General features: G+C 32.0%; 23 protein-coding genes. 13 read left to right on the top strand and 10 right to left on the bottom strand.

All coding sequences use genetic code 11. The annotated features are described in order from the left end of the window. Positions 1-152 precede the first annotated feature (152 nt). The 3 genes from BXY80_RS02960 (at position 153) to BXY80_RS02950 (ending at position 2794) form a co-directional block, all read left to right on the top strand. Positions 153-872 (top strand): polyprenol monophosphomannose synthase, encoded by a 720-nt coding sequence (locus BXY80_RS02960; RefSeq protein WP_120199716.1) that lies wholly within the window; start codon positions 153-155, stop codon positions 870-872. Positions 873-965: 93 nt separating this feature from the next. Next, positions 966-2312 (top strand): dihydroorotase, encoded by a 1347-nt coding sequence (locus BXY80_RS02955; protein ID WP_120199715.1) that lies wholly within the window; start codon positions 966-968, stop codon positions 2310-2312. Further along, positions 2312-2794, top strand: a complete 483-nt coding sequence (locus BXY80_RS02950; RefSeq protein ID WP_120199714.1) for a DUF4296 domain-containing protein — start codon at positions 2312-2314, stop codon at positions 2792-2794. Before BXY80_RS02955 ends, BXY80_RS02950 begins: the two co-directional genes overlap by 1 nt. 3 nt (positions 2795-2797) lie before the next feature. Here BXY80_RS02950 and BXY80_RS02945 read toward each other — a convergent pair whose 3' ends face one another. Next, complete coding sequence (locus BXY80_RS02945; RefSeq protein ID WP_120199713.1) at positions 2798-3820, bottom strand: NAD-dependent epimerase/dehydratase family protein; 1023 nt, start codon at positions 3818-3820, stop codon at positions 2798-2800. An 85-nt stretch (positions 3821-3905) separates the two neighbouring features. On the opposite strand from BXY80_RS02945, the gene tyrS reads away from it, so the two are divergent. Beyond that, positions 3906-5201, top strand: a complete 1296-nt coding sequence (gene tyrS, locus BXY80_RS02940) for a tyrosine--tRNA ligase (RefSeq protein WP_120199712.1) — start codon at positions 3906-3908, stop codon at positions 5199-5201. A gap of 160 nt (positions 5202-5361) precedes the next feature. Here the strand turns inward: tyrS and BXY80_RS02935 are convergent, their stop codons facing one another. The 3 genes from BXY80_RS02935 to BXY80_RS02925 all read right to left on the bottom strand — a co-directional run bounded on the left by BXY80_RS02935 (position 5362) and on the right by BXY80_RS02925 (position 9315). Beyond that, positions 5362-6342 carry a LuxE/PaaK family acyltransferase gene (locus BXY80_RS02935; protein ID WP_120199711.1) on the bottom strand — a complete coding sequence of 327 codons (981 nt, stop codon included), beginning with the start codon at positions 6340-6342 and terminating at the stop codon, positions 5362-5364. 72 nt (positions 6343-6414) lie between these two features. Beyond that, complete coding sequence (locus tag BXY80_RS02930; protein ID WP_120199710.1) at positions 6415-8847, bottom strand: lamin tail domain-containing protein; 2433 nt, start codon at positions 8845-8847, stop codon at positions 6415-6417. Positions 8848-8964: 117 nt separating this feature from the next. Next, a complete protein-coding gene (locus tag BXY80_RS02925) occupies positions 8965-9315 on the bottom strand; it encodes a T9SS type A sorting domain-containing protein (protein ID WP_120199709.1) in 351 nt (116 codons plus the stop codon). Between the two features lie 196 nt (positions 9316-9511). Here BXY80_RS02925 and BXY80_RS02920 point away from each other — a divergent pair, with 196 nt between their 5' ends. After that, on the top strand, positions 9512-10195 hold the full coding sequence (locus BXY80_RS02920; protein ID WP_120199708.1) for a response regulator transcription factor: 684 nt from the start codon (positions 9512-9514) through the stop codon (positions 10193-10195). After that, positions 10195-11238 (top strand): sensor histidine kinase, encoded by a 1044-nt coding sequence (locus BXY80_RS02915; RefSeq protein WP_120199707.1) that lies wholly within the window; start codon positions 10195-10197, stop codon positions 11236-11238. The genes BXY80_RS02920 and BXY80_RS02915 overlap by 1 nt, the downstream gene beginning before the upstream one ends. Here the strand turns inward: BXY80_RS02915 and BXY80_RS02910 are convergent. Then, entirely contained in the window at positions 11221-12273 is a 1053-nt protein-coding gene (locus tag BXY80_RS02910) for a glycosyltransferase (RefSeq protein ID WP_162843262.1), read from the bottom strand. The genes BXY80_RS02915 and BXY80_RS02910 overlap by 18 nt on opposite strands. A gap of 237 nt (positions 12274-12510) precedes the next feature. Here BXY80_RS02910 and trmB point away from each other — a divergent pair, with 237 nt between their 5' ends. The 7 genes from trmB to BXY80_RS02875 all read left to right on the top strand — a co-directional run bounded on the left by trmB (position 12511) and on the right by BXY80_RS02875 (position 17250). After that, positions 12511-13185 carry a tRNA (guanosine(46)-N7)-methyltransferase TrmB gene (gene trmB, locus BXY80_RS02905; RefSeq protein ID WP_120199706.1) on the top strand — a complete coding sequence of 225 codons (675 nt, stop codon included), beginning with the start codon at positions 12511-12513 and terminating at the stop codon, positions 13183-13185. Between the two features lie 2 nt (positions 13186-13187). Next, the gene (locus tag BXY80_RS02900; protein ID WP_120199705.1) at positions 13188-13817 is read left to right on the top strand and encodes a lysine transporter LysE; all 630 of its coding nucleotides are present in this window, start codon (positions 13188-13190) and stop codon (positions 13815-13817) included. Positions 13818-13825: 8 nt separating this feature from the next. Continuing rightward, positions 13826-14152 (top strand): MGMT family protein, encoded by a 327-nt coding sequence (locus BXY80_RS02895; RefSeq protein WP_120199704.1) that lies wholly within the window; start codon positions 13826-13828, stop codon positions 14150-14152. A 169-nt stretch (positions 14153-14321) separates the two neighbouring features. Then, positions 14322-15458, top strand: coding sequence for an Mrp/NBP35 family ATP-binding protein (locus BXY80_RS02890; RefSeq protein WP_120199703.1), 1137 nt, complete (start codon positions 14322-14324; stop codon positions 15456-15458). Positions 15459-15461: 3 nt separating this feature from the next. After that, positions 15462-15704 carry a NifU family protein gene (locus tag BXY80_RS02885; protein WP_120199702.1) on the top strand — a complete coding sequence of 81 codons (243 nt, stop codon included), beginning with the start codon at positions 15462-15464 and terminating at the stop codon, positions 15702-15704. 65 nt (positions 15705-15769) lie between these two features. Then, the gene (locus BXY80_RS02880; RefSeq protein ID WP_120199701.1) at positions 15770-16831 is read left to right on the top strand and encodes an NAD(P)/FAD-dependent oxidoreductase; all 1062 of its coding nucleotides are present in this window, start codon (positions 15770-15772) and stop codon (positions 16829-16831) included. 86 nt (positions 16832-16917) lie between these two features. Next, a complete protein-coding gene (locus BXY80_RS02875) occupies positions 16918-17250 on the top strand; it encodes a 2Fe-2S iron-sulfur cluster-binding family protein (protein ID WP_120199700.1) in 333 nt (110 codons plus the stop codon). On the opposite strand, the gene BXY80_RS02870 is transcribed toward BXY80_RS02875, so the two are convergent. From BXY80_RS02870 to BXY80_RS02850, 5 genes are all read right to left on the bottom strand, one after another. Continuing rightward, positions 17247-18143: a metallophosphoesterase family protein gene (locus BXY80_RS02870; RefSeq protein WP_120199699.1), complete on the bottom strand. Its 897-nt coding sequence runs from the start codon at positions 18141-18143 to the stop codon at positions 17247-17249. The two genes, BXY80_RS02875 and BXY80_RS02870, sit on opposite strands and share 4 nt — an antisense overlap. A 122-nt stretch (positions 18144-18265) precedes the next feature. Then, the gene (locus tag BXY80_RS02865) at positions 18266-19444 is read right to left on the bottom strand and encodes an acyl-CoA dehydrogenase family protein (RefSeq protein WP_120199698.1); all 1179 of its coding nucleotides are present in this window, start codon (positions 19442-19444) and stop codon (positions 18266-18268) included. 109 nt (positions 19445-19553) lie between these two features. After that, positions 19554-20267: a tRNA1(Val) (adenine(37)-N6)-methyltransferase gene (locus tag BXY80_RS02860; protein ID WP_120199697.1), complete on the bottom strand. Its 714-nt coding sequence runs from the start codon at positions 20265-20267 to the stop codon at positions 19554-19556. Positions 20268-20343: 76 nt separating this feature from the next. Further along, entirely contained in the window at positions 20344-20877 is a 534-nt protein-coding gene (rimM, locus tag BXY80_RS02855) for a ribosome maturation factor RimM (RefSeq protein WP_120200337.1), read from the bottom strand. 67 nt (positions 20878-20944) lie between these two features. Continuing rightward, the gene (locus BXY80_RS02850; RefSeq protein ID WP_120199696.1) at positions 20945-21442 is read right to left on the bottom strand and encodes a 30S ribosomal protein S16; all 498 of its coding nucleotides are present in this window, start codon (positions 21440-21442) and stop codon (positions 20945-20947) included. Between the last annotated feature and the right edge of the window lie 15 nt (positions 21443-21457).

Raw genomic sequence — 21457 nt, 5'->3', positions numbered from 1 at the left:
CTCATCTATTAAGATTTTATTTTAAACATATAATTTAGCAAAATATAAGATTTAAATTATGTAATATTTAGAATCTAAAAGATTAACATTGTTTATGCTTTTTACTATCACGATAATCCACTAAAAAACTTACTTTTGTTAAAATTTTAAGCATGAGAGACGCAATTGTCATCATACCAACATATAACGAAATAGAAAATATTGAAGCTATTTTAAGAGCCGTTTTTGCTCAAGAAAAAAAATTTGATGTTTTAGTTGTTGATGATAATTCTCCAGATTTAACGGCTTTAAAAGTTAAAGAATTGCAGGCTGAATTTAGTGAGCGCTTATTTTTATTACAAAGAGAAAGTAAAACAGGTCTAGGAACCGCGTATATTGAAGGTTTTAAATGGTGTTTAAATAATAGTTACAATTATATTTTTGAAATGGATGCCGATTTCTCACATAATCCAAATGACTTAATAAAACTATATAAAGCTTGTCATAATGATGGTGCAGACGTGTCTATTGGTTCTCGATATGTTGATGGCGTAAATGTGGTAAATTGGCCAATGGCTAGAGTTTTATTGTCGTATTGTGCTTCAAAATATGTTAGGTTGATTACGAGAATGAAAATACATGATACTACGGCGGGTTTTGTTTGTTATAAAAAACAAGTTTTAGAAACTATAAATTTAGACGCTGTTAAATTTGTTGGTTATGCATTTCAAATAGAAATGAAATTTAAAGCATATTTAAAACAGTTCAAGATTGTTGAAGTTCCAGTAATTTTTACTGATCGTACCAAAGGAAAATCAAAAATGAGTGGCAGTATTATTTCTGAAGCTATTTTTGGAGTTATAAATATGAAGCTTAAAAGCTTATTGAGTTAATATGATGAAACATTCATAACAAATTTTCAAAACACAAGAGAATGATTAAATGAATATTACATCTGACCGACATAAAAGAATAATTATAAACAGATGAAAACAAAAACGGTTTTAATTAAAAATGCTAAGATTGTTAATGAAGGCAATGTGTTTGAAGGTGATATTCTTATCGAAAACGAGTATATAAAAGAAGTGTCTAACTCAATTAGTGTAAAGTCTGCTGATGTAGTAGTTATTGATGCAGAAGGTAATTATGTTTTACCAGGAGTAATAGATGATCAGGTTCATTTTAGAGAACCAGGATTAACACATAAAGCAAACATTGCCTCAGAATCTAGAGCAGCAATTGCTGGAGGCATTACGAGTTTTATTGAGATGCCAAATACCAATCCGCAAACAACAACCATTGAAAAATTAGAAGAAAAATTTGAGATTGCAGCAAAAACATCGCATGCAAATTATTCGTTTATGTTTGGAGGAACAAACGATAATCTTGATGAAGTTTTAAAAGTAGATTCAAAAAACGTAGCAGGATTAAAGTTGTTTTTAGGTTCATCTACAGGTAATATGTTAGTCGATGATTTAAATGTACTAGAGACTATCTTTAAAAGCACAGATTTGCTAATCTCTGTGCATTGCGAAGATGAAGCAACAATAAAAAAGAATCTCGAAGCGCATATAAAAGAGTTTGGAGATAATATTCCTATAGAAAAGCATCCAATAATAAGAAGCGAAGATGCTTGTTATATTTCTTCTTCTAGAGCAATTGAATTGGCAAAGAAAACTGGAGCAAGGCTGCATGTTTTTCATTTATCAACTGGAAAAGAAACTAAGCTGTTTTCAAATAAAATTCTGTTAAAAGATAAAAAGATTACTGCTGAGGTTTGTGTACATCATTTATGGTTTAGTGATGAAGACTATGCAAAAAAAGGCACATATATAAAATGGAATCCAGCGGTAAAAACAGCAAAAGATAGAGACCAACTATGGAAAGCTTTACTAGACGATAGAATTGATGTTATAGCAACAGATCATGCACCTCATACTATTGAAGAGAAACAAAATGTATATACAAAAGCACCTTCTGGCGGGCCATTAGTACAGCATGCTTTGGTAGCTATGCTAGAGATGCATCATCGAGGAGTTATTTCTATAGAAAAAATTGTAGAAAAAATGTGTCATAATCCTGCAATTTTATTTCAAGTAGAAAAAAGAGGTTATATAAAAGAAGGTTATTTTGCAGATTTAGTTATTGTAGATATTAATAGTCCATGGACCGTTAATAAAGATAATATATTATATAAATGCGCATGGTCTCCATTTGAAGGTTCAACATTTAAATCGAGAGTTACACATACTCTTGTTAATGGTGAATTGGTGTATAACAATTTTAAATTTTTAAACGTTAAAGCTTCAAAACGATTAACATTTAGTAGATAATGAAATACGTATACTGCATATTAGTTTTAGGATTTCTTTTTTTAGGGTGTAATAAAATTGATAAACCTAAAAAGCCTGAAAATTTAATTTCTAAAGATAAAATGGTAGATATTTTATTCGATACGTTTGTATTAAACGCCGCAAAAGGAACTCAAAAGCAAGTGTTAGAGAAAAATGGGATACTTCCAAAATCATACATTTTCGAAAAATATAATATAGATAGTTTGCAATTTGCATTAAGTAACGAGTATTATGCTTACAATACTGAAGTCTACCAAAGTATTATTAATGATTTATCATCTAGGATAGAAAATGAAAAAAAAATCTATCAAACTCAAAAAAAAATAGAAGAAAAGAAAAGAGATTCTTTAGCTCAGATTAAGATAGTAAAAAAAGATTCTATGGCTGCAGTACAAAAAGAAACTATGAAGCTGAATCCTAAATTATTAAAAAGAAAAAGGCAAAAAAATCAAAAGCAATAACATTTATTTGTTTTTTAAATCATCTAAAAAATAGGTACTCACTTTCTGTATAGAAGTTTCTATTAAATTAAACTCAAATTTTATATCAGTTTTTATTTTAGAGTTATCATAAACGGTTTTATGCCTAGCTGTTTGGGCAACTTGTTTTGATAGTTTTCTGCGTTTCCCAAATAGTTTATGATTAAGCCAGTCGAGACGCCAACCTATTTCTAAAATTAATTTACTTGCTTCTTTTTTTGCTGGATTAACACCTAATGCTTTAGCTGTTTTTTCTTGAAAATCTTTAAATGATAAGTTTTCTGATACTAATATATAACGCTCATTAGTAATTTCACTACGCATTAGTTGATGCATTATGTTAATAACATCCCAAACATCTACATAACCAGTAATACCATGGGTATAATATTTAAAGCCTTTGTAAATTTGCTTAAAAAGGCTACTGCTTCCGCCTCCTTTCCAAAAACCAGGACCTAGAATTATTCCTGGGTTTACAATAACAGCATTTACGCCTTCTTGAGTACCACGCCAAACTTCAATCTCAGCACCATACTTTGTAATAGCGTAAACACTATTGTCGTCTTCAGGGTTCCATTCCGTATTTTCTGTAATTAGTTTTTCAGGATTTTCGTTATGACCAATTGCTGCTATAGAGCTTACATAGCACAATTTTTTAATCGCGTTATCAATACATAAATTAACAATGTTTGCAGTGCCAATAATGTTAATTTTTCTAAGCTCATGATACCTATCTGGTTCAAAAGAAACAAATGCTGCGCAATGATAAACATGTTCAACATTTTTGAAAACAGGCTCTAAAGAGGTAATGTCTGTTAAGTTGGCTTCCATCCATTCTATTTTGTTGTATAGACTCTCAGCGTTATCTGAATAGTAAGAAAACACTTTTTTTACCGTATCAAGCTTATGTTTTCTCCTATAAATAGCTCTTACAGGCTCATTATTACTTACAAGTTTATAAAGTAGGTGTGAGCCAACTAATCCTGTTCCTCCTGTTACTAAAATCATAATGCTAATGTAGTCTTTTTTCTAATTGTCTTTTGTGATTTGGCTTATAAACATATCTTTGCTAAAGTTTATAAAAACCAAAATGATGATTAAAAATTTTGTAGAAGAATTGAGTTGGAGAGGCATGATACATGATACAATGCCTGGAGCAGAAGAACATTTAATGGAAGCGATGCGCTCTGCTTATGTAGGTTTTGATCCAACGGCAGATTCTTTACATATTGGTAATTTAGTTCCTATTATGTTACTAGCGCATTATCAACGTTGTGGTCATAAACCTTTTGCTTTGGTTGGAGGTGCAACAGGAATGATTGGTGATCCATCTGGAAAATCTAGTGAACGAAATTTATTAGATGAAAAAACATTACGTCATAATCAAGATGCAATAAAGAGTCAACTAGCACATTTTTTAGATTTTGAGAGTGAAGCAGCAAATGCTGCAGTTTTAGTTAATAATTACGATTGGATGAAAGAGTTTTCTTTTTTAGACTTTATTCGTGATGTTGGTAAACATATTACAGTTAATTATATGATGGCTAAAGATTCTGTAAAGAATAGAATTTCTTCAGAATCTTCAGACGGAATGAGCTTTACAGAGTTTACTTACCAATTGGTACAAGGATATGATTTCTTGCATTTATATAAAGAAAATAAGTGTACAATTCAAATGGGAGGAAGTGATCAATGGGGAAATATCACAACAGGAACCGAATTGATTAGGCGTATAGGAAACGGAAAAGGTTACGCCATTACGTGTCCATTAATTACTAAAAGTGATGGTTCTAAATTTGGGAAAAGTGAAGGCGGTAATGTTTGGTTAGATGCTAATCGTACTTCACCATATAAATTTTACCAATATTGGTTAAATTCTAGTGATGAGGATGCCGAAAAGTATATCAAGATTTTTACTTTTTTAACTAAAGAAGAAATTGATGGTATTGTGAAATCGCACCAAGAAGCACCTCATTTAAGAGGCTTACAAAAGCGATTAGCAGAAGAGATTACCTCGATGGTACATTCAAGAGCAGATTTTGAAAATGCTGAGAAAGCTTCAAATATTTTATATAGTAAATCTTTTAAAGAAGATATTAAAACATTAGATGAAGCAACGTTTTTAGATGTTTTTGAAGGCGTACCTCAAGCAGAAATATCACAATCTGATTTTACTAATGGTGTAGATATGATTGCAGCTTTGTCTGCAACAACAAAGTTTTTAACTTCTAATGGAGAAGCAAGACGTGCTTTAAAAGAAAACTCAGTTTCTGTTAATAAAGAAAAAGTAAAAGAAGATTATCAATTATCTGCAGAAGATTTAATTAATGATAGATACATTATTTTAAATCGCGGCAAGAAAAGTACCTTTATAATAAAAGTTATATAAAACCAAAAGCCTGATGTTTAACATCAGGCTTTTGTAATTAACCAACCAACTATTAGAAGCTAATTTTTCTTTTTCATAGAATTTAAGATTATTCTAATTCAATAGCTTCCTGTTTTTTGTCGGCTTTTATTTGTAAACCTTTCATTTATTTTTCTTTTTATTATAAAGCCATTAAGTTGCAGCCTCTAATGTCTGAATTATCAAATCGGCCTATAACTTCAAACGAGTCATCTTTATAAACACGACCCAAATCTTGAGTTGCAATAAAAGCACAAGAATTAATATTTGCTAAATCTATAACATTAATTCCGCCTGTTTTCTCTTTGCTTTGAATGGTTAAAGCATCTTCAGTATCACGAGTTAAAACTTTCATCCAATTTGGGCATTTAAAAACACCTTTGCCATTAGAATATGCTTGACTTAATAACTCTGTCATTCCATATTCGCTATGTATTGTATTAACACCAAAGCCTTGTTTTAGAGTTTCATGAAGTTCCTCGCGGATTAACTCTTTTCGTCTCCCTTTCATGCCGCCAGTTTCCATTATAAAGGTGTTTTTAAGATTAAATGAGTATGTTTCTACTACATCTAATAAAGCAAAAGAAACTCCTATTAGAAGCACTTTTTTTCCATTAGCATCTAATCTGGTTAAGGTTTCTTTTAATTCAGAAATATTATTGAGATAAAACCCACTTTCTGGTTGATTAGATTGTTGTATCAAATCTTTAACCATGTAGATTAAAGAAGAACCTTCTCGCTCTAAATATGATGGTAGTAAGGCTAGTATAACATAGTCTTTAATATTACCATAAAATGAATTAAACCCTTTTTTAAAACTATCATTATAAATCTTTAAATCGGTTATATGATGTTTGCTAGTTGTACTTCCAGTTGTGCCAGAACTTGTAAATGTTTTAGTAATTGGTTTAATATCACTTACAATAGAATGTGTTTTAAAAAATTGTATGGGTAAAAAGGGAATTTCAAAAATAGACTTTACATCACTTGGATGTTTGTATAGTAAATCACAAAATGAACGATACACAAGGTTGTTTTCAAACTGAAACTTAAAGACTTTTAAAGCCATGGCTTCAAACTCTTTTTCGTTTTGAATATTAAAAATATCTCTTGTGTTTATCATTCCAGCAAAAATAGAGAAAATAAAAAAGCGTTGCCAAATGGCAACGCTTTTAAATATACTAAAAGTGATAAATTACTTAATCACTAATTTTTTAGTTATAGAAGTTTCATTTTGAGAAATTTTCATAATGTAAACTCCTGCGTTTAAAGTTGAAACATTTAAACGATTATTACTTACTGTTTGATTAACGACTTCTTTACCTAAGATATCGAATACAGAAACAGATATAGCTTCGTTATTATTAGTTCTAATGTTTACAAAACCAGTATTAGTTGGGTTTGGATAAACACTAAAAGAACCAGCTTCAAATTGAGTTACAGAAAGTGTTGGGTCATCATTTTCTAAACCAGGAGAAAATAAAGCATTAGCTGTACCAATGGTAGTATGTAATACAAATGGTCCAGTAAAATCTGGAGAACGACCAATAGATTGATTAGCACCACCTTCAGCCCCAGAATATGTATAAGTATCTATTACAGTTCCATTATCGTCTTTAAGAGTTACAGTATCTCCACTATTGCTTAATCCTAAATCTCCAGTATCTGCTACTTGAGATTGTCCAGGAATACCTGTTGGTGTACCTCCTCCAAAAACAGTAATGAAACTATTTGGCTGAAGTATTGTTCCATTAGGGAATGTATGACGCACAGAAGCATCTTCTAAAGTATATCCTGTCATATCAACAGCAGCAACACCAGTATTATATATTTCTACAAATTCATCTTCATTAAATACAGCAGTACCATCTCCATTAGCATCTCCTACTTCTCCAGGTGCATTACTAGGGTCAGAATGAATTTCGTTTATAACAAGAACTTGAGGGTCACAATTTGTAGAAGGGATTGTTCCAGATACTGTTGTTCCATCACAACCGCCACCATTAATTGTAACATTCCATGCATCACCTTCAGATAATCCAGTAATTTGAATTGTTCCGTCTGCAACTGAAGCAGGATCATCACCAGCAACAGTACCTGTTGTTGTTGTAACAGAAGTAATAGTATTGTCAGATCCAGTATAAGGGATTTCCACAGTAACAGCATCATTATCTGCTCCTGGGTTGTTTGTAGCACAAGTAAAAGTTTCAGTTTGTAAAGTAACATCACATACAACACAATCTGATGGTGTAATTGCTCCTAAAGTAGGGCAATTACCAAAAGCACCAAGAGAAACATTAGATAATGTCCAACCAGAATAGCCACCATCATCGGTATATGCTATACCAATATAAACAGCGGTACCAGTTGCAGCAGATAAATCTATGCTATAAGAACCAGAACCAGTTAAAGTTTGAGCAGCTGTCCATGTTGTTCCTGTAGGACAACCTGAATATGAACTTGCATAGTTTACAACTAAATCTGTGTTTGAAAATGCTTCTACAGCATCAAATATAAGCTCTAAGTCTGTAACACCTGTCATATCTAATGGTCCAAAAACTAACCAAGAATCTACAGGCTCATTACAACCACCACCACAAAAGGCATTTACTTCATAACTACCTGCATTATTTTCCCAAGCACCACCAGTTCCACTACTATTAGTTACTATTGAAACAAGCTCAAAGGATTCAGGACCACCGCTTAAGTCAAAACAGGTATTAGGTGTTGGATCACATTCTGCAGCAGGAACAGTTCCTGAAGCTATAGTTCCATCACAATTACCTCCATTTAAAGTAATATCCCAAGCATCTCCTTCAGACAAACCAGTAATTGTTATTGTTCCATCTGCAACAGAATCAGGATCATCACCTCCAACTGTTCCAGTTAAAGAAGTAACTGAGGTAATTCCAGCATCAGACCCAGTATAAGGTATGTTAATTGTTACACCATCATTATTGTCTCCTGCAGTATTTGTAGAGCAAGTATATGTAGCAGCACTTAAAGCTACTGGGCAAGACGTAGCATCACCTATCCATTGACCTGGGTCAAAATCGCCAGGAGCAGTTCGTGCACCATCTCCAAATCCTTGGTCATTATCTGTATTCCATTCTGTATCAGTCCAAGTTGCATTTGGGCCTGTAACCGTAGCAGCACGTTCTGTTCTACCATCTTCAAAATTCATTGCATTATTTTGGTTGTTAGAATCTACGCCTGGAGTACCAAATATGTCAATAATAGTTCCCATATCATCAGTAATAGCAATTTTATCATCCCCATTACTATCTGCAGGACCACCAGTACTTGCTAAAATATCTGCAGCAAAACCATAAGTAGCTTGAAATGATGCACCATTTGCTGCAATTAAAACATAAGTGTCAGGAGCTAAAGTCCCTAAGCTTGTAAGATCAATTGAACTTGTACTAGCAGGATTAGCATTTGTATATCTTATTAGCTCCCAACCAGTAAAGTCTACTGAAGCAGGTCCAATAACATAAAGTTCAACAAAACGAGCTTCAGATCCACTAGCGCCACTACCGTTAGGATCTGCAATTTCCGTAATAATTACCTGCCCAAAAGAAGCAACGGAAATTAATAAAGCAAAAAGAAAAGTGTAAAGTTTTTTCATAATTAAATTTTAAATATTAAAAATAAGGACAACAAATATAGTGAGAATTTCGTGTAAAACAGAAAAAAGGGAAGTCTAATAAGGTATTTTACAATAAAATAACATTAAAAATTAATGTTATCTAATTACTAATTTTCTAGTAGCAGTAATGTTGTTTTCTTTAATTTTTAGAATATATACACCAGAAGTTAGCTTAGAGATATTAAGTTCTTTATCAAAAAGAGAAGCTGTAAATACTTTTTTGCCTAATACATCAAAAATCTCAATGTCTTTAGTTAAGTTGTTTTTAGTAGTAATATATAACTTACCATTTGTAACTGGATTTGGGAATATAGATAAGCCTTCAATGTTACTTGAATTAGTAGAAGAAGCTATAGTGAAACTTGAGTCTTTTGTTTGAGAAAACCCCATATAAGAATAACTTAAACAGCTAAAAACAAAGATGATATATATGTATTTTTTTATCATAAAACACTTATGCTTATTATAAATTTAATAAAAATACTTCAAAAGCTATACCAAAAAACTGTTAAAAGCATGAATACCATACTCAATTGTTATCTTAAAGTAGATTCAAGGTTAATTAATTGTTATTAATTATTTAGCACTACTATTTTTTGTTATATATTTTATCTTTACCATAGAATTTGTTTAAAACAAGTACATGAAAAAAAGAGATATTAAAATTCTTTTAGTTGATGATGAGCCAGATATTCTTGAAATTGTTGGTTATAATCTGTCTTCTGAAGGTTATCATATTATAACTGCTGAAAATGGCGTTGAAGCTGTAAAAAAAGCTAAAAAAGAAAAGCCTCAATTAATAATTTTAGATGTAATGATGCCAGAAATGGATGGTATTGAAGCATGTGAGTTAATTAGAAAAGTACCAGATTTAAGTAATACAATTATCGCATTTTTAACAGCAAGAGGTGAAGATTATTCGCAAATGGCAGGGTTTGATGCTGGTGCAGATGACTATATAACTAAGCCTATTAAGCCAAAAGTGTTGGTAAGTAAAGTTAAGGCACTTTTAAGACGCTTAAAAGAAGAAGAGCTGTCAGATACAGTTATTAAAATTGGAAGTCTAGTGATTAATAGAGAAGAATATAAAATCACAAATAAAGGTAAAGAGATTGTTTTACCTAGAAAAGAGTTTGAATTATTATCTTTGCTTGCCACAAAGCCTGGAAAAGTTTTTAAGCGAGAAGAGATTCTTGACAAAGTTTGGGGAAATGAAGTTGTTGTAGGAGGAAGAACTATCGATGTACACATAAGAAAACTTCGTGAAAAGATTGGAGACAAAAGCTTTAAGACCGTTAAAGGTGTTGGCTATAAGTTTGTAGATTAATGCAAAAAAGATTAAAAAAAACGTACAAGTTTGCGATTAAAACATCGTTGTACATTACACTTTTTCTAACACTCCTATCGAGTGTTTTTTTATATGTATTGCACTCAATTAATATTGCGTATATAGTTTCATTTGCGCTAATTACTTACATATTATCATTTATAATTATACAATACAGAGTTGAGCGTTTTATTTACCGGCGTGTTAAAAAAATATATGACGACTTAACACTTTTAGAATCTACATCCCTTAGTAAACAGCCTATTACTACAGATATGGCAACACTTACTGAGGAAATAGACAAATACGCTAGAGATAAAAAATTAGAAATTGAAACCTTAAAAGTAAGAGAGGAATATAGAAAGGAATTTTTAGGGAATGTCTCTCATGAATTAAAAACACCACTATTTACAGTACAAGGTTATTTATTAACGCTTCTTGATGGTGCTATAGATGATAAAAATGTTAGTGAGAAATATTTAAATAGAGCAAATAAAGGGTTAGAAAGACTCATTTATATTGTGAAAGATTTAGATATGATTACAAAATTAGAAGTTGGTGATTTAAGTCTGAATTTAGAAACTTTTAATATTGTCGAGTTAGTGCAAAGCGTTTTTGATTTGCTAGAAATGAAGGCTTCAAAAAAGAAAATTACGCTCATGTTTGATATGGATTATAATTCTCCTGTTTATGTAAATGCAGACAAAGAACGTATTCAACAAGTATTAACCAATTTAATTGTAAACTCAATTAAGTACGGAAGAGAAAAAGGAACCACAGAAGTTAGTATAGAGAATCTTATTAAAAATAAAGTTATAATTCGTGTAACAGATAATGGCGAAGGAATATCTGATACTAATTTGCCAAGACTTTTTGAACGCTTTTTTAGAGTTGATAAAAGTGGTTCTCGTAAAGAAGGTGGTTCTGGATTAGGCTTATCTATCGTTAAGCATATTATTGAAGCTCACGAAGAGAAAATTTATGTAGAAAGCGAATTAGATGTTGGTAGTGAATTTTCATTCACTTTAGAAAAGGCTAAATAGCCGTTTGTAATTTACTTCGTATTCAAGATTTTTAAGTCCTTTATATTGGTTTGCGTCATTTAGTTTTTCAACAGTAAACTCTTCTTGCTTACAGCTTGCTATATAGTTTAGTTGTGATAGTCGTTTAGCCAAATACTCTTGCTCAAATTGCCCAGGAGTAGGAATAAAAAAAGCATTCTTTTCTAGTTTAGCTAAATCCATAATAGTTGTGTAGCCAGAACGGCATACAATAAGCTTACTTTCGTTTAAGGCTTTTTCTAGCATACTACTTGTCATAAAATTATAACTAGTTAAGTTATTGGTTTCAGTTTTTACTTGTTTGTTTTCAACGATTCCTTTTACAAAAAGTACTTTTTTATTACACTCTTTAAATTCATTTAGCAGTTTAGTTTCAAGTAAAGAGCGTTGAGGTTCTGGGCCAGAAAGTAAAACCATTACATCATATTTTGGTTTTATATCTATTTTATTAAACCTGCTTAATGGACCAATATATTTAACTGGGATTTCATGTATTTGTATATGCCCTAATTTTCCGCTCAGATTTTCTTCACCAATATTATCTGGAACCCAACATTCATCAAATCGCTTTATTATTTTTTGATGCAATTTTGTACTTAGCCATGTAGTTGATCCACTTAAAACTTGTAATTGATGTGTTATAAATACACTTGGCACATGTTTGCTGTGAACGCCTAATCTATTGTCAGAAATAATGCCTTCAATAGTATACTCCTTAATGATTTTTGAAATTTCTTTTTTCTCTTTATTGATTGCTTTAATCATTTTAGGAGAACCTTGAATGAGTTTCAGTTTAAACAAGCGTCCTTTTTTTGGATAGCTTATTTTATATGAAGGCAGCTCAATAGTTTTAAGATGAGGAAATTCTTTTTGCAAAAGCGCTAATGCAATTCCGTCACTAGCAATAACAGGTTCGAAGTTATGATTTATTAAAGCGTTAATTAGAGGAATGCATCTAGTAGCATGGCCTAAACCCCAATTTAAAGGGGCAATTAAAATTCGTTTTTTCAAATTCATTAGATAGCTAATATTGTTTTAGAGGTCTGATGCAATTTGAATTTGTAATAAAATTTATCAATTTGAAACTTTATCATTCTCATTTCATGTACTTATATTATTACTCTAAATTGGATACATGTTACATCCATTTTAATTATTTCTTTTTGGTATCAATATTTCGTTAAGGATGTTTCACAAAAACAAAGATAAAGCTAAAATGTTTCCTTAATTTTGCTGCATCATTAAATTAGTATTGTGGGAAGTAAAAATAAATTAAAACGTTTTAGAGAAAACGAAACCTTTAGCAATGTGTTTCAGCCTACACGTGAAGAATTAGTTGATTCACAATTTAATCTTAAAGGACTTTGGAACGAAATTGTTTTTAAAAATAATAATCCATTGGTTTTAGAATTAGGTTGCGGAAAAGGTGAATATTCAGTTGAATTAGCAAAAAAATACCCTGAAAAAAACTTTATAGGCATAGATATTAAAGGTGCACGATTTTGGAGAGGAGCAAAAACAGCTATAGAAGAAAGTATTCCTAATGTAGCATTTTTACGCACACAGATTGAGCTTATCGACCATGCTTTTGGTAAAGCAGAAGTAGATGAAATTTGGATTACATTTCCAGACCCACAAATTAAGTATAAGCGTACTAAACACAGAATGACAAATTCTGAGTTTTTAAAACGCTATAAAACTATTTTAAAATCAGAAGGTGTTGTTAACTTAAAAACCGATAGTGAGTTTATGCACGGTTATACGCTTGGGTTATTGCATGGTGGTGGCCACGAAGTACTATATGCAAATCATAATGTGTATAAACAAGAAGGAAGCCCAGAAGAAGTTACAAGTATTCAAACCTATTACGAGTCGCAATACTTAGAGCAAAACAAACCAATTACGTATATTAGGTTCAAAATTAAATAGTATTGAATATTACTGTAGTCTTTTTTTTAGGGTTAATTATTGCTTTAGTAGGAGTTATTCCTCCTGGTTTGCTAAACATGACAGCAGCAAAAATAAGCTTAAAAGAAGGCTATAGTCGTGGTATTATATTTTCTATAGGTGTTTGTGTTATTGTATTTATACAAACTTATATAGCATCTATGTTTGCACGTTATTTGAGCAATCATCAAGATGTTGTAGAAATCTTACAACGTGTAGCTTTTGTGCTTTTTGTACTCATTACAATTTATTTTTTACTAATAGCTAAATCAGATATAAAACCAGATGTAGAACCTCATGCTAAAAGTAAGCATAGTCGTTTTTTTCAAGGTATGTTTTTGTCTAGTATAAATGTGTTTCCGATTCCTTATCAAGCTTATATGACTATTACAATTGCATCGTTTGGTTGGTTTACATTTGATGTAGTAAGTATGCTTACTTATGTTACAGGTGCAGCAATGGGAACATTTGTAATGCTGTATGTTTATATCTTCTTTTTCGATAAAATCAAAAATAAAAAGTTTACATCACAAAAAAATATGAATTACATCATTGGTAGCATTACAGGAGCTATTTCTATAGCGACACTTTGTAATATTTTAATGGATATGTAATTACTAATATGAAACCAGAAACACTTAATTTTTTTGAAAAGGTTTATGAAGTAGCTAAGCTTATTCCGTTTGGACGTGTTACAAGTTATGGTGCTATTGCAAATTATTTAGGAGCAGCACGTAGTGCACGTATGGTTGGTTATGCTATGAATGGTTCTGTTGGTAAAGATGTACCTGCACATCGTGTGGTTAACAGAAAAGGCTTGTTAACAGGTAAACATCATTTTGATGGAACAAATTTAATGCAACAGCTTTTAGAAAGCGAAGGTATAATTGTTGTCGACAATCAAATTCAAGACTTAGAGAAAGTGTATTGGGATCCTTCAAAAGAATAGTAATACTTCTTTGTTTCTTATATATAATAAATATTCAGTTTAAATAATTAAACTAAATTCTTTCATAAATCATTTCAATGAAAGGGTTTCAAAATCCAAACAATTCGCTGTATATTTGCACTTTAGAATGATTCTTAATAAATAGTCGCTTGCAATAGCAAGTTTAAATATGAAATTAGATAAACAAAATATATTAAAAGCATTAGAAACCATTTCTGCACCTGGTGAAGGTCAAAATATGGTTGAAAGTGGCGCTGTAAAAAACGTGGTTACTTTTGCTGACGAAGTTATAGTTGATATTACAATTACTAACCCAAGTTTACAGGCTAAAAAACGTACAGAAGTAGACATCATGAAAACTATTCATGAGTTAGTTTATGAAAAAGCTAAAATAACAGTTAATGTAAAAGTTGATGCGCCTACAACCAAACCAACTAACGAGATTAAAGGAAAACCAATAGCAGGTATTCAAAATATAATTGCTATTGCATCTGGTAAAGGTGGTGTTGGTAAATCTACAGTAACTGCTAATATTGCAACTACTTTAGCTAAAATGGGATTTAAGGTTGGGATATTAGATGCCGATATTTATGGACCATCTATACCAATTATGTTTGATGTAGAAAGCGAAAGGCCTTTAGCTGTTAATGTTGATGGAAAATCTAAAATGAAACCCGTAGAGAATTATGGCGTAAAAGTTTTGTCAATTGGGTTTTTTACAAAACCTGACCAAGCAGTAGTTTGGAGAGGTCCAATGGCAGCAAAAGCTTTAAATCAAATGATTTTTGATGCAGCTTGGGGAGAACTTGATTTTATGTTAATTGACTTGCCTCCAGGAACAGGAGATATACATTTAAGTATTATGCAATCACTTCCAATTACTGGTGCAGTTGTGGTAAGTACACCTCAAAATGTTGCATTAGCTGATGCTAAAAAAGGTGTTGCTATGTTTCAACAAGAAAGTATTAATGTACCTGTTTTGGGTATTATTGAAAATATGGCATATTTTACTCCAGCAGAATTACCAGATAATAAATATTATATTTTCGGACAAGAAGGAGCAAAAAATCTAGCTGAAGATTTAAAAACCCCTTTCTTAGGCGAAATACCTTTAGTACAAAGTATAAGAGAAGCTGGAGACATTGGTCGCCCTGCAGCATTACAAACAGCTACACCTATAGAACAAGCTTTTGAGAAGATAACTCAAAATGTGGTTCAAGAAGTGGTAAAACGTAATGACGCATTACCACCAACAGAAGCAATTAAAATTACAACAATGGCTGGATGTTCAGCAGTTAAAAAATAACACATGAGTACAGAAGAACTAAGACTTAATGTAGAAAAAGCATTAGAAGAAATCCGTCCTTTTTTACAAAGTGATGGAGGCGACATTTCGTTGCTATCTATTGAAGGAGATAAACTTGTAAAAGTTCAACTAGAAGGCGCTTGTGTGGGTTGTAGTGTAAATCAAATGACACTTAAGTCTGGAGTTGAAATGACTATAAAAAAGTACGCGCCTCAAATAGAACAAGTTATTAATATTGAAGCTTAAAAATGATTTTTATCATAGAAACTAAGCATAATCAATAGTAATTTTGTTTCCGAAATTTACAATTCATGATTAAAACTGATATACTAATAATTGGCGCTGGACCAACAGGTTTATTTACTGTTTTTGAGGCAGGCTTACTTAAACTAAAATGCCATTTAATTGATGCTTTACCGCAAGCTGGCGGACAATGTTCTGAGATTTATCCTAAAAAACCTATTTATGATATTCCAGCTTATCCAGAAATTTTAGCTGGTGACCTTACCGAAAAGTTATTGGAGCAATGTAAACAGTTTGAACCTGGATTTACATTAGGCGAACGTGCTGAGACTATAGAAAAACAAGACGATGGTACATTTGTTGTTACTACAAATAAAGGAACACAACACCAAGCTCCTGTTGTAGCAATTGCTGGAGGTTTAGGGAGTTTTGAACCGCGAAAACCATTGATAGATAATATTAGTTCTTTTGAAGATAAAGGTGTTGAATATTTTATAAAAGACCCAGAAATTTATAGAAATAAACGCGTTGTAATTGCTGGTGGTGGTGACTCTGCCTTAGATTGGAGTATATTTTTAAGTGATATTGCAAGTGAAGTAACGCTTATACATAGAAGAAATGAATTTCGTGGAGCATTAGATTCAGTAGATAAAGTACAGGAATTAAAAAATAGCGGCAAAATAAATTTAATTACGCCAGCAGAAGTAATTAATGTTATTGGTCATACAAAAGTTGAAGGGGTTGTGGTACATCAATCTAAAAATATTAATGAAGAATCTATTTTAGAGTGTGATCATTTTGTGCCTTTGTTTGGTTTATCTCCAAAGCTAGGTCCTATTGCAAATTGGGGATTAGAGATTGAGAAAAATGCCATTGTAGTTAATAATGCTTTAGATTATCAAACTAACATACCAGGAATTTTTGCAATTGGAGATGTTAATACATATCCAGGAAAATTGAAATTAATTTTATGTGGTTTTCATGAAGCTACATTAATGTGTCAAGCGGCTTATAAGATTATTAATCCAGGAAAACGTTATGTGTTAAAATATACTACAGTTAGTGGTATTGATGGTTTTGATGGTACTCGAAAAGAAGCACCTAAAGCTGTGGTTAAGAAAATAGAATAAATTTAAATATAATGTCACCTTGAGCGTAGTCGAAAGGTTTTAAAAAATGATTAAATATTGGATTCCCACTTTCGTGGAAAGTAAACATGGAACAAGATATAAACATAAAAATAACAGATCGAGATGGTGTAACACACGAAGTACTTGCACCAACAGATATGGCAATGAATTTAATGGAAGTAGTTCGATCTTATGAATTAGCTCCAGAAGGAACTATTGGTGTTTGTGGCGGCATGGCTATGTGTGCATCTTGTCAATGTTATGTGAATTCAAATCATGAACTTCCAGAAATGCAAGACGATGAAGAAGCGATGCTTAGCGAAGCTTTCTATGTAAAAGATAACTCACGTTTAGGTTGTCAAATTCAAATCACTCCAGAAATGGAAGGTTTAGAGGTTGAATTAGCTCCTGAGGGTTAATTGGTCTTGTAGTCAAACAACTTTCTTGGACCTTCTAACAAAACTCTTACAATTTTTAAAGTCCCATCATCAGTGGTAGCAATTTGCCATTTAATAAGCGAAATTTTGCCATTTTCAATTTCAATACCAGTTATACTTCTAGGATGGACACAACTTCCGTCATTAAAAAAAGCAATATCACCAGGTTCTGGAAAACGAGGTCTGTGTGTATGACCAACAATAGTTAAAAGGTTTTTGTTTTCGATAATCCATTTTTTTGTTCTGCGCTCAACTTTAATCAATTCCTTGTAATTTTTTGCAGGACTAGTAGGATCTGCAATACCCATAACATTTAGTGGTTTCCAAAGAATTCGAACTAAAAAACGACTCCATTTCCAGAAGATATAGTTCCACCAATCGGCTTGATGTCCATGAGTTAAAAACAGTTCTTGACCAGTACCAGAATGTTTTAAAACAACAGCTTCATGATATTTAAGATCGCAAAACAATTCTACTTCTTCACCAATTTTTGGGTCAAAATAAGTAGATAAGTGTTTCTCTACATATTTAGGATTACGATAGACCATATCATGATTTCCCCAAATCATATGTAAACGATTTTGCTTATGAAATAGTTTCATAAGCATGTACACGTTTTTATGAGCATTTAAAATAGAATCAAAAGATAGGTTTTCCCAGAGTTCATCACCATCACCAAGTTCACAGTAACTAAAACCTTCAGCATAATAATACTTTAATGCGTGAAAATAAATATTTCTATTGTTGGCAAAATCATCTGCAAAACTGTTGTCGCCTCGATGACAATCACTAAACAGAACAAATTTACTAGAGTTATCAAAGTTGATAATCTTAGCATTTTTGTAAGCACGATCTAATCTCGTTTTTGAAGACATAAAGTAAATGTAAATAAAAAATGTCATTCTAAATGAAGTGAAGAATCTTAAAAGAGATTTTTCGACTTCGCTCAAAATGACACAATGCTATAATATGATAGTAACCAAATAAGCCTTAGGCTTTATTTAAAAGCATTTAAACCAGTAACATCTAATCCTGTAATTAGTAAATGAATATCGTGAGTACCTTCATAGGTAATAACACTTTCTAAATTCATAGAGTGACGCATAATACTATATTCGCCAGAAATTCCCATGCCACCAAGCATCTGTCTTGCGTCACGAGCTATGTTAATAGCCATTTCTACATTATTACGTTTTGCCATAGAGATTTGTGCTGAAGTTGCAGTGCCAGCTTCACGCATAACGCCAAGTCTCCAAGCTAATAATTGTGCTTTGGTGATTTCGGTAATCATTTCAGCTAGCTTTTTTTGTTGTAATTGAAACTGTCCAATTGGCTTACCAAATTGCATGCGTTCTTTACTATAACGTAAAGCAGTATCGTAACAATCCATTGCTGCACCAATTGCTCCCCAAGCAATACCAAAACGAGCCGAATCTAAACATCCTAAAGGTGCTCCTAATCCAGATTTATTAGGTAATAAATTCTCTTTAGGAACTTTTACATTATCAAAAATAAGCTCACCAGTAGCTGATGCACGTAATGACCATTTGTTGTGAGTTTCAGGAGTAGAAAAACCTTCCATGCCACGTTCAACAATTAGTCCATGAATACGGCCTTCTTCATTTTTAGCCCAAACAACGGCAATCTGACAAAAAGGGGAATTTGAAATCCACATTTTGGCTCCATTTAAAAGATAATGGTCTCCCATATCTTTAAAATTGGTTACCATTCCTCCTGGATTAGACCCATGGTCAGGTTCCGTTAAACCAAAAGAGCCTATCCATTCACCAGATGCTAATTTTGGTAAGTATTTTTGACGTTGTTCTTCGTTTCCGTATTTCCAGATTGGATACATAACTAGTGACGATTGTACAGAGGCTGTACTACGTACACCAGAATCTCCACGTTCTATTTCTTGCATAATTAAACCATAGCTAATTTGGTCTAATCCTGCGCCTCCATATTTTTCAGGGATATAGGGACCAAAAGCACCAATTTCTGCTAATCCTCCTACAATAGATTTTGGGAATTCAGCTTTTTGTGCGGCTTCTTCAATAATAGGAGAAACATCACGCTTTACCCATTCTCTTGCTGCATCACGTACTAATTTATGTTCTTCAGTTAAAAGCTCATCTAAGTTGTAGTAATCTGGAGCTTCAAATAAATCTGGTTTCATTGTAAAAAATTTTGTTGTCAAATTTAATTAATGCAACCGAAAAACCTCATTTTTAATTGAATTATTTAGTGATAAAAATATAATACTTTATAGAAGTAATTAGCGAAGCTTACATTTTTAAATAAAAAGCTTTAGTAAGGTTTATGTAGTCTAGTGTGTACTCATGTCGAGAAGTTTCAATGATTAATTCAGAAACTTCTAGCTTTTTTTCTTGAAAAGAGAATTCAATAAGGCTGCGCTTAATTTCTGTATTTGGGTTGCCTTTTACATGTAAAATTCTATTTGCAAATAAGTTTATTTTTGATGCTAAATCAACAAAGTTGTCCTCTTCTTTAAACGGAATAACAACATTAAATGTTCCGTCTTTAGAGAGTAGTTTAGCAACGCTTTCAATTAAATGGTTAAAAGGCATAGCATCATTAAAGCGAGCTAAGTCTCGTTGGTCATTTTTTGTTTTATAATCTTCAGAATAAAAAGGTGGATTAGAAATTATTAAATCATAAGTGTCATCAATCTCTTCAGCAAATTCTTCTAACGATGCATGATAACAAAAAAGTCGATCACTCCAAGGTGATTGTTCAAAATTATCAACACATTGCTCGTAAGCATTCTCGTCAATTTCTAAAGCATCAATAAGTTCTGCATGACTTCGTTGTGCTAACATTAAAGAAAGTACTCCAGTTCCTGAGCCAATATCTAAAACAGAAAACGGATTGTTTTTAAGAGAAGACCATGCGCCAAGTAAAACACCATCAGTACCTATTTTCATTGCGCAGCGATTTTGATTGATGCTAAATTGTTTGAATTGAAATGGTTTTTCCATATAGTGTCTTCCTGAACTTGTTTCAGAATCTCATTATTTGCGTGTGATGCTGAAATAAATTCAGCATGACGAAAAGCTAATCGTCTTCTAAATATAAATCAATTAGACCTTCAGGAGTTTTAACGTAAATGGTTTTGTTTTGTTTGTCTATCTTTTCTATAAACTCATCATTCATAGGGATAAGAATTTCAATACCATTTCTGTCAATCTCAAAAAGAGATTGTGCAGTTGAATCATTAACAGATTTTATAACACCAACATTTCCGTGGTTTATATCTTCAACCTTAAAGCCTATAATTTCATGAAAATAGAATTTATCATCTTCAAGTTTAGGAAGAAACTCAAGAGGTAAGTATATGCCGCATTTTAAAAGAGAATCTGCATCTTGTTCTGTATCAACTTCTTCAAATTTAACACGCAATAGTTCCGATTTATGGAGTTGAGAAGATTCAATAAAAAAAGGAACAAGATTGTTTTTAAGTTCTATAAAAACAGACTCTAATTGCTCATATAGTTCAGGCTCATCGGTGTCTAACTTTATTAAGAGTTCACCTTTAAAGCTGTATTTTTTTACAATTTTACCTAAAAAGAAGCAGTCTTTTTTTTGCATAAGAATTAAAAATAAAAAAACTCCGATAAACATTTATCGGAGTTTAAAAGTATAAAAAAATAGTTGACTATTCTTCTTCGTTTGAAGCAACAACGTCTTCGGTCGCTTCTTCTACAACTGGAGCAGCTGCAGCTATTCTAGCTTCGTTAACTGCTTTTTCTGCTTCAAAAGCTTTTGCTTTTGCATCAGCTTCCGCTTTTGCTAAACCATCTACTTTTGCTCCTACTTTGTTAGATTTTTCATCTAACCAAGCAGTAAATTTAGCCTCAGCTTGTTCTTCAGTAAGAGCGCCTTTTCTAACACCACCTGCAAGGTGATTTTTAAGCATTACCCCTTTATAAGATAAAATTGCTCTAGCTGTATCAGTTGGTTGTGCACCATTCTGTAGCCATTGTACTGCGCCATCAACATTTAAATCGATAGTAGCTGGGTTTGTGTTTGGATTGTAAGCACCTAATTTCTCTAAGTATTTACCATCTCTTTTTGATCTAGCATCTGCTGCTACAATCCAGTAATAAGGTTTACCTTTTTTACCGTGTCTTTGTAATCTAATTTTAACTGACATATAAATTAATTAGTG

It is taken from the genome of Ichthyenterobacterium magnum (assembly GCF_003610635.1).
In the GTDB taxonomy this organism is placed as follows: domain Bacteria; phylum Bacteroidota; class Bacteroidia; order Flavobacteriales; family Flavobacteriaceae; genus Ichthyenterobacterium; species Ichthyenterobacterium magnum.
The sequence above is the reverse complement of the archived record's forward strand: the minus strand, read 5'-3'. Positions and strand labels throughout refer to the sequence as shown.

Excerpts from the sequence above, each read along its gene's own strand:
- BXY80_RS02960 (WP_120199716.1), top strand. The coding sequence starts at position 153 with ATGAGAGACGCAATTGTCATCATACCAACATATAACGAAATAGAAAAT.
- BXY80_RS02955 (WP_120199715.1), top strand. The coding sequence starts at position 966 with ATGAAAACAAAAACGGTTTTAATTAAAAATGCTAAGATTGTTAATGAA.
- BXY80_RS02950 (WP_120199714.1), top strand. The coding sequence starts at position 2,312 with ATGAAATACGTATACTGCATATTAGTTTTAGGATTTCTTTTTTTAGGG.
- BXY80_RS02945 (WP_120199713.1), bottom strand. The coding sequence starts at position 3,820 with ATGATTTTAGTAACAGGAGGAACAGGATTAGTTGGCTCACACCTACTT.
- tyrS (WP_120199712.1), top strand. The coding sequence starts at position 3,906 with ATGATTAAAAATTTTGTAGAAGAATTGAGTTGGAGAGGCATGATACAT.
- BXY80_RS02935 (WP_120199711.1), bottom strand. The coding sequence starts at position 6,342 with ATGATAAACACAAGAGATATTTTTAATATTCAAAACGAAAAAGAGTTT.
- BXY80_RS02930 (WP_120199710.1), bottom strand. The coding sequence starts at position 8,847 with ATGAAAAAACTTTACACTTTTCTTTTTGCTTTATTAATTTCCGTTGCT.
- BXY80_RS02925 (WP_120199709.1), bottom strand. The coding sequence starts at position 9,315 with ATGATAAAAAAATACATATATATCATCTTTGTTTTTAGCTGTTTAAGT.
- BXY80_RS02920 (WP_120199708.1), top strand. The coding sequence starts at position 9,512 with ATGAAAAAAAGAGATATTAAAATTCTTTTAGTTGATGATGAGCCAGAT.
- BXY80_RS02915 (WP_120199707.1), top strand. The coding sequence starts at position 10,195 with ATGCAAAAAAGATTAAAAAAAACGTACAAGTTTGCGATTAAAACATCG.
- BXY80_RS02910 (WP_162843262.1), bottom strand. The coding sequence starts at position 12,273 with ATGAATTTGAAAAAACGAATTTTAATTGCCCCTTTAAATTGGGGTTTA.
- BXY80_RS02895 (WP_120199704.1), top strand. The coding sequence starts at position 13,826 with ATGAAACCAGAAACACTTAATTTTTTTGAAAAGGTTTATGAAGTAGCT.
- BXY80_RS02890 (WP_120199703.1), top strand. The coding sequence starts at position 14,322 with ATGAAATTAGATAAACAAAATATATTAAAAGCATTAGAAACCATTTCT.
- BXY80_RS02885 (WP_120199702.1), top strand. The coding sequence starts at position 15,462 with ATGAGTACAGAAGAACTAAGACTTAATGTAGAAAAAGCATTAGAAGAA.
- BXY80_RS02880 (WP_120199701.1), top strand. The coding sequence starts at position 15,770 with ATGATTAAAACTGATATACTAATAATTGGCGCTGGACCAACAGGTTTA.
- BXY80_RS02875 (WP_120199700.1), top strand. The coding sequence starts at position 16,918 with ATGGAACAAGATATAAACATAAAAATAACAGATCGAGATGGTGTAACA.
- BXY80_RS02870 (WP_120199699.1), bottom strand. The coding sequence starts at position 18,143 with ATGTCTTCAAAAACGAGATTAGATCGTGCTTACAAAAATGCTAAGATT.
- BXY80_RS02865 (WP_120199698.1), bottom strand. The coding sequence starts at position 19,444 with ATGAAACCAGATTTATTTGAAGCTCCAGATTACTACAACTTAGATGAG.
- BXY80_RS02860 (WP_120199697.1), bottom strand. The coding sequence starts at position 20,267 with ATGGAAAAACCATTTCAATTCAAACAATTTAGCATCAATCAAAATCGC.
- rimM (WP_120200337.1), bottom strand. The coding sequence starts at position 20,877 with ATGCAAAAAAAAGACTGCTTCTTTTTAGGTAAAATTGTAAAAAAATAC.
- BXY80_RS02850 (WP_120199696.1), bottom strand. The coding sequence starts at position 21,442 with ATGTCAGTTAAAATTAGATTACAAAGACACGGTAAAAAAGGTAAACCT.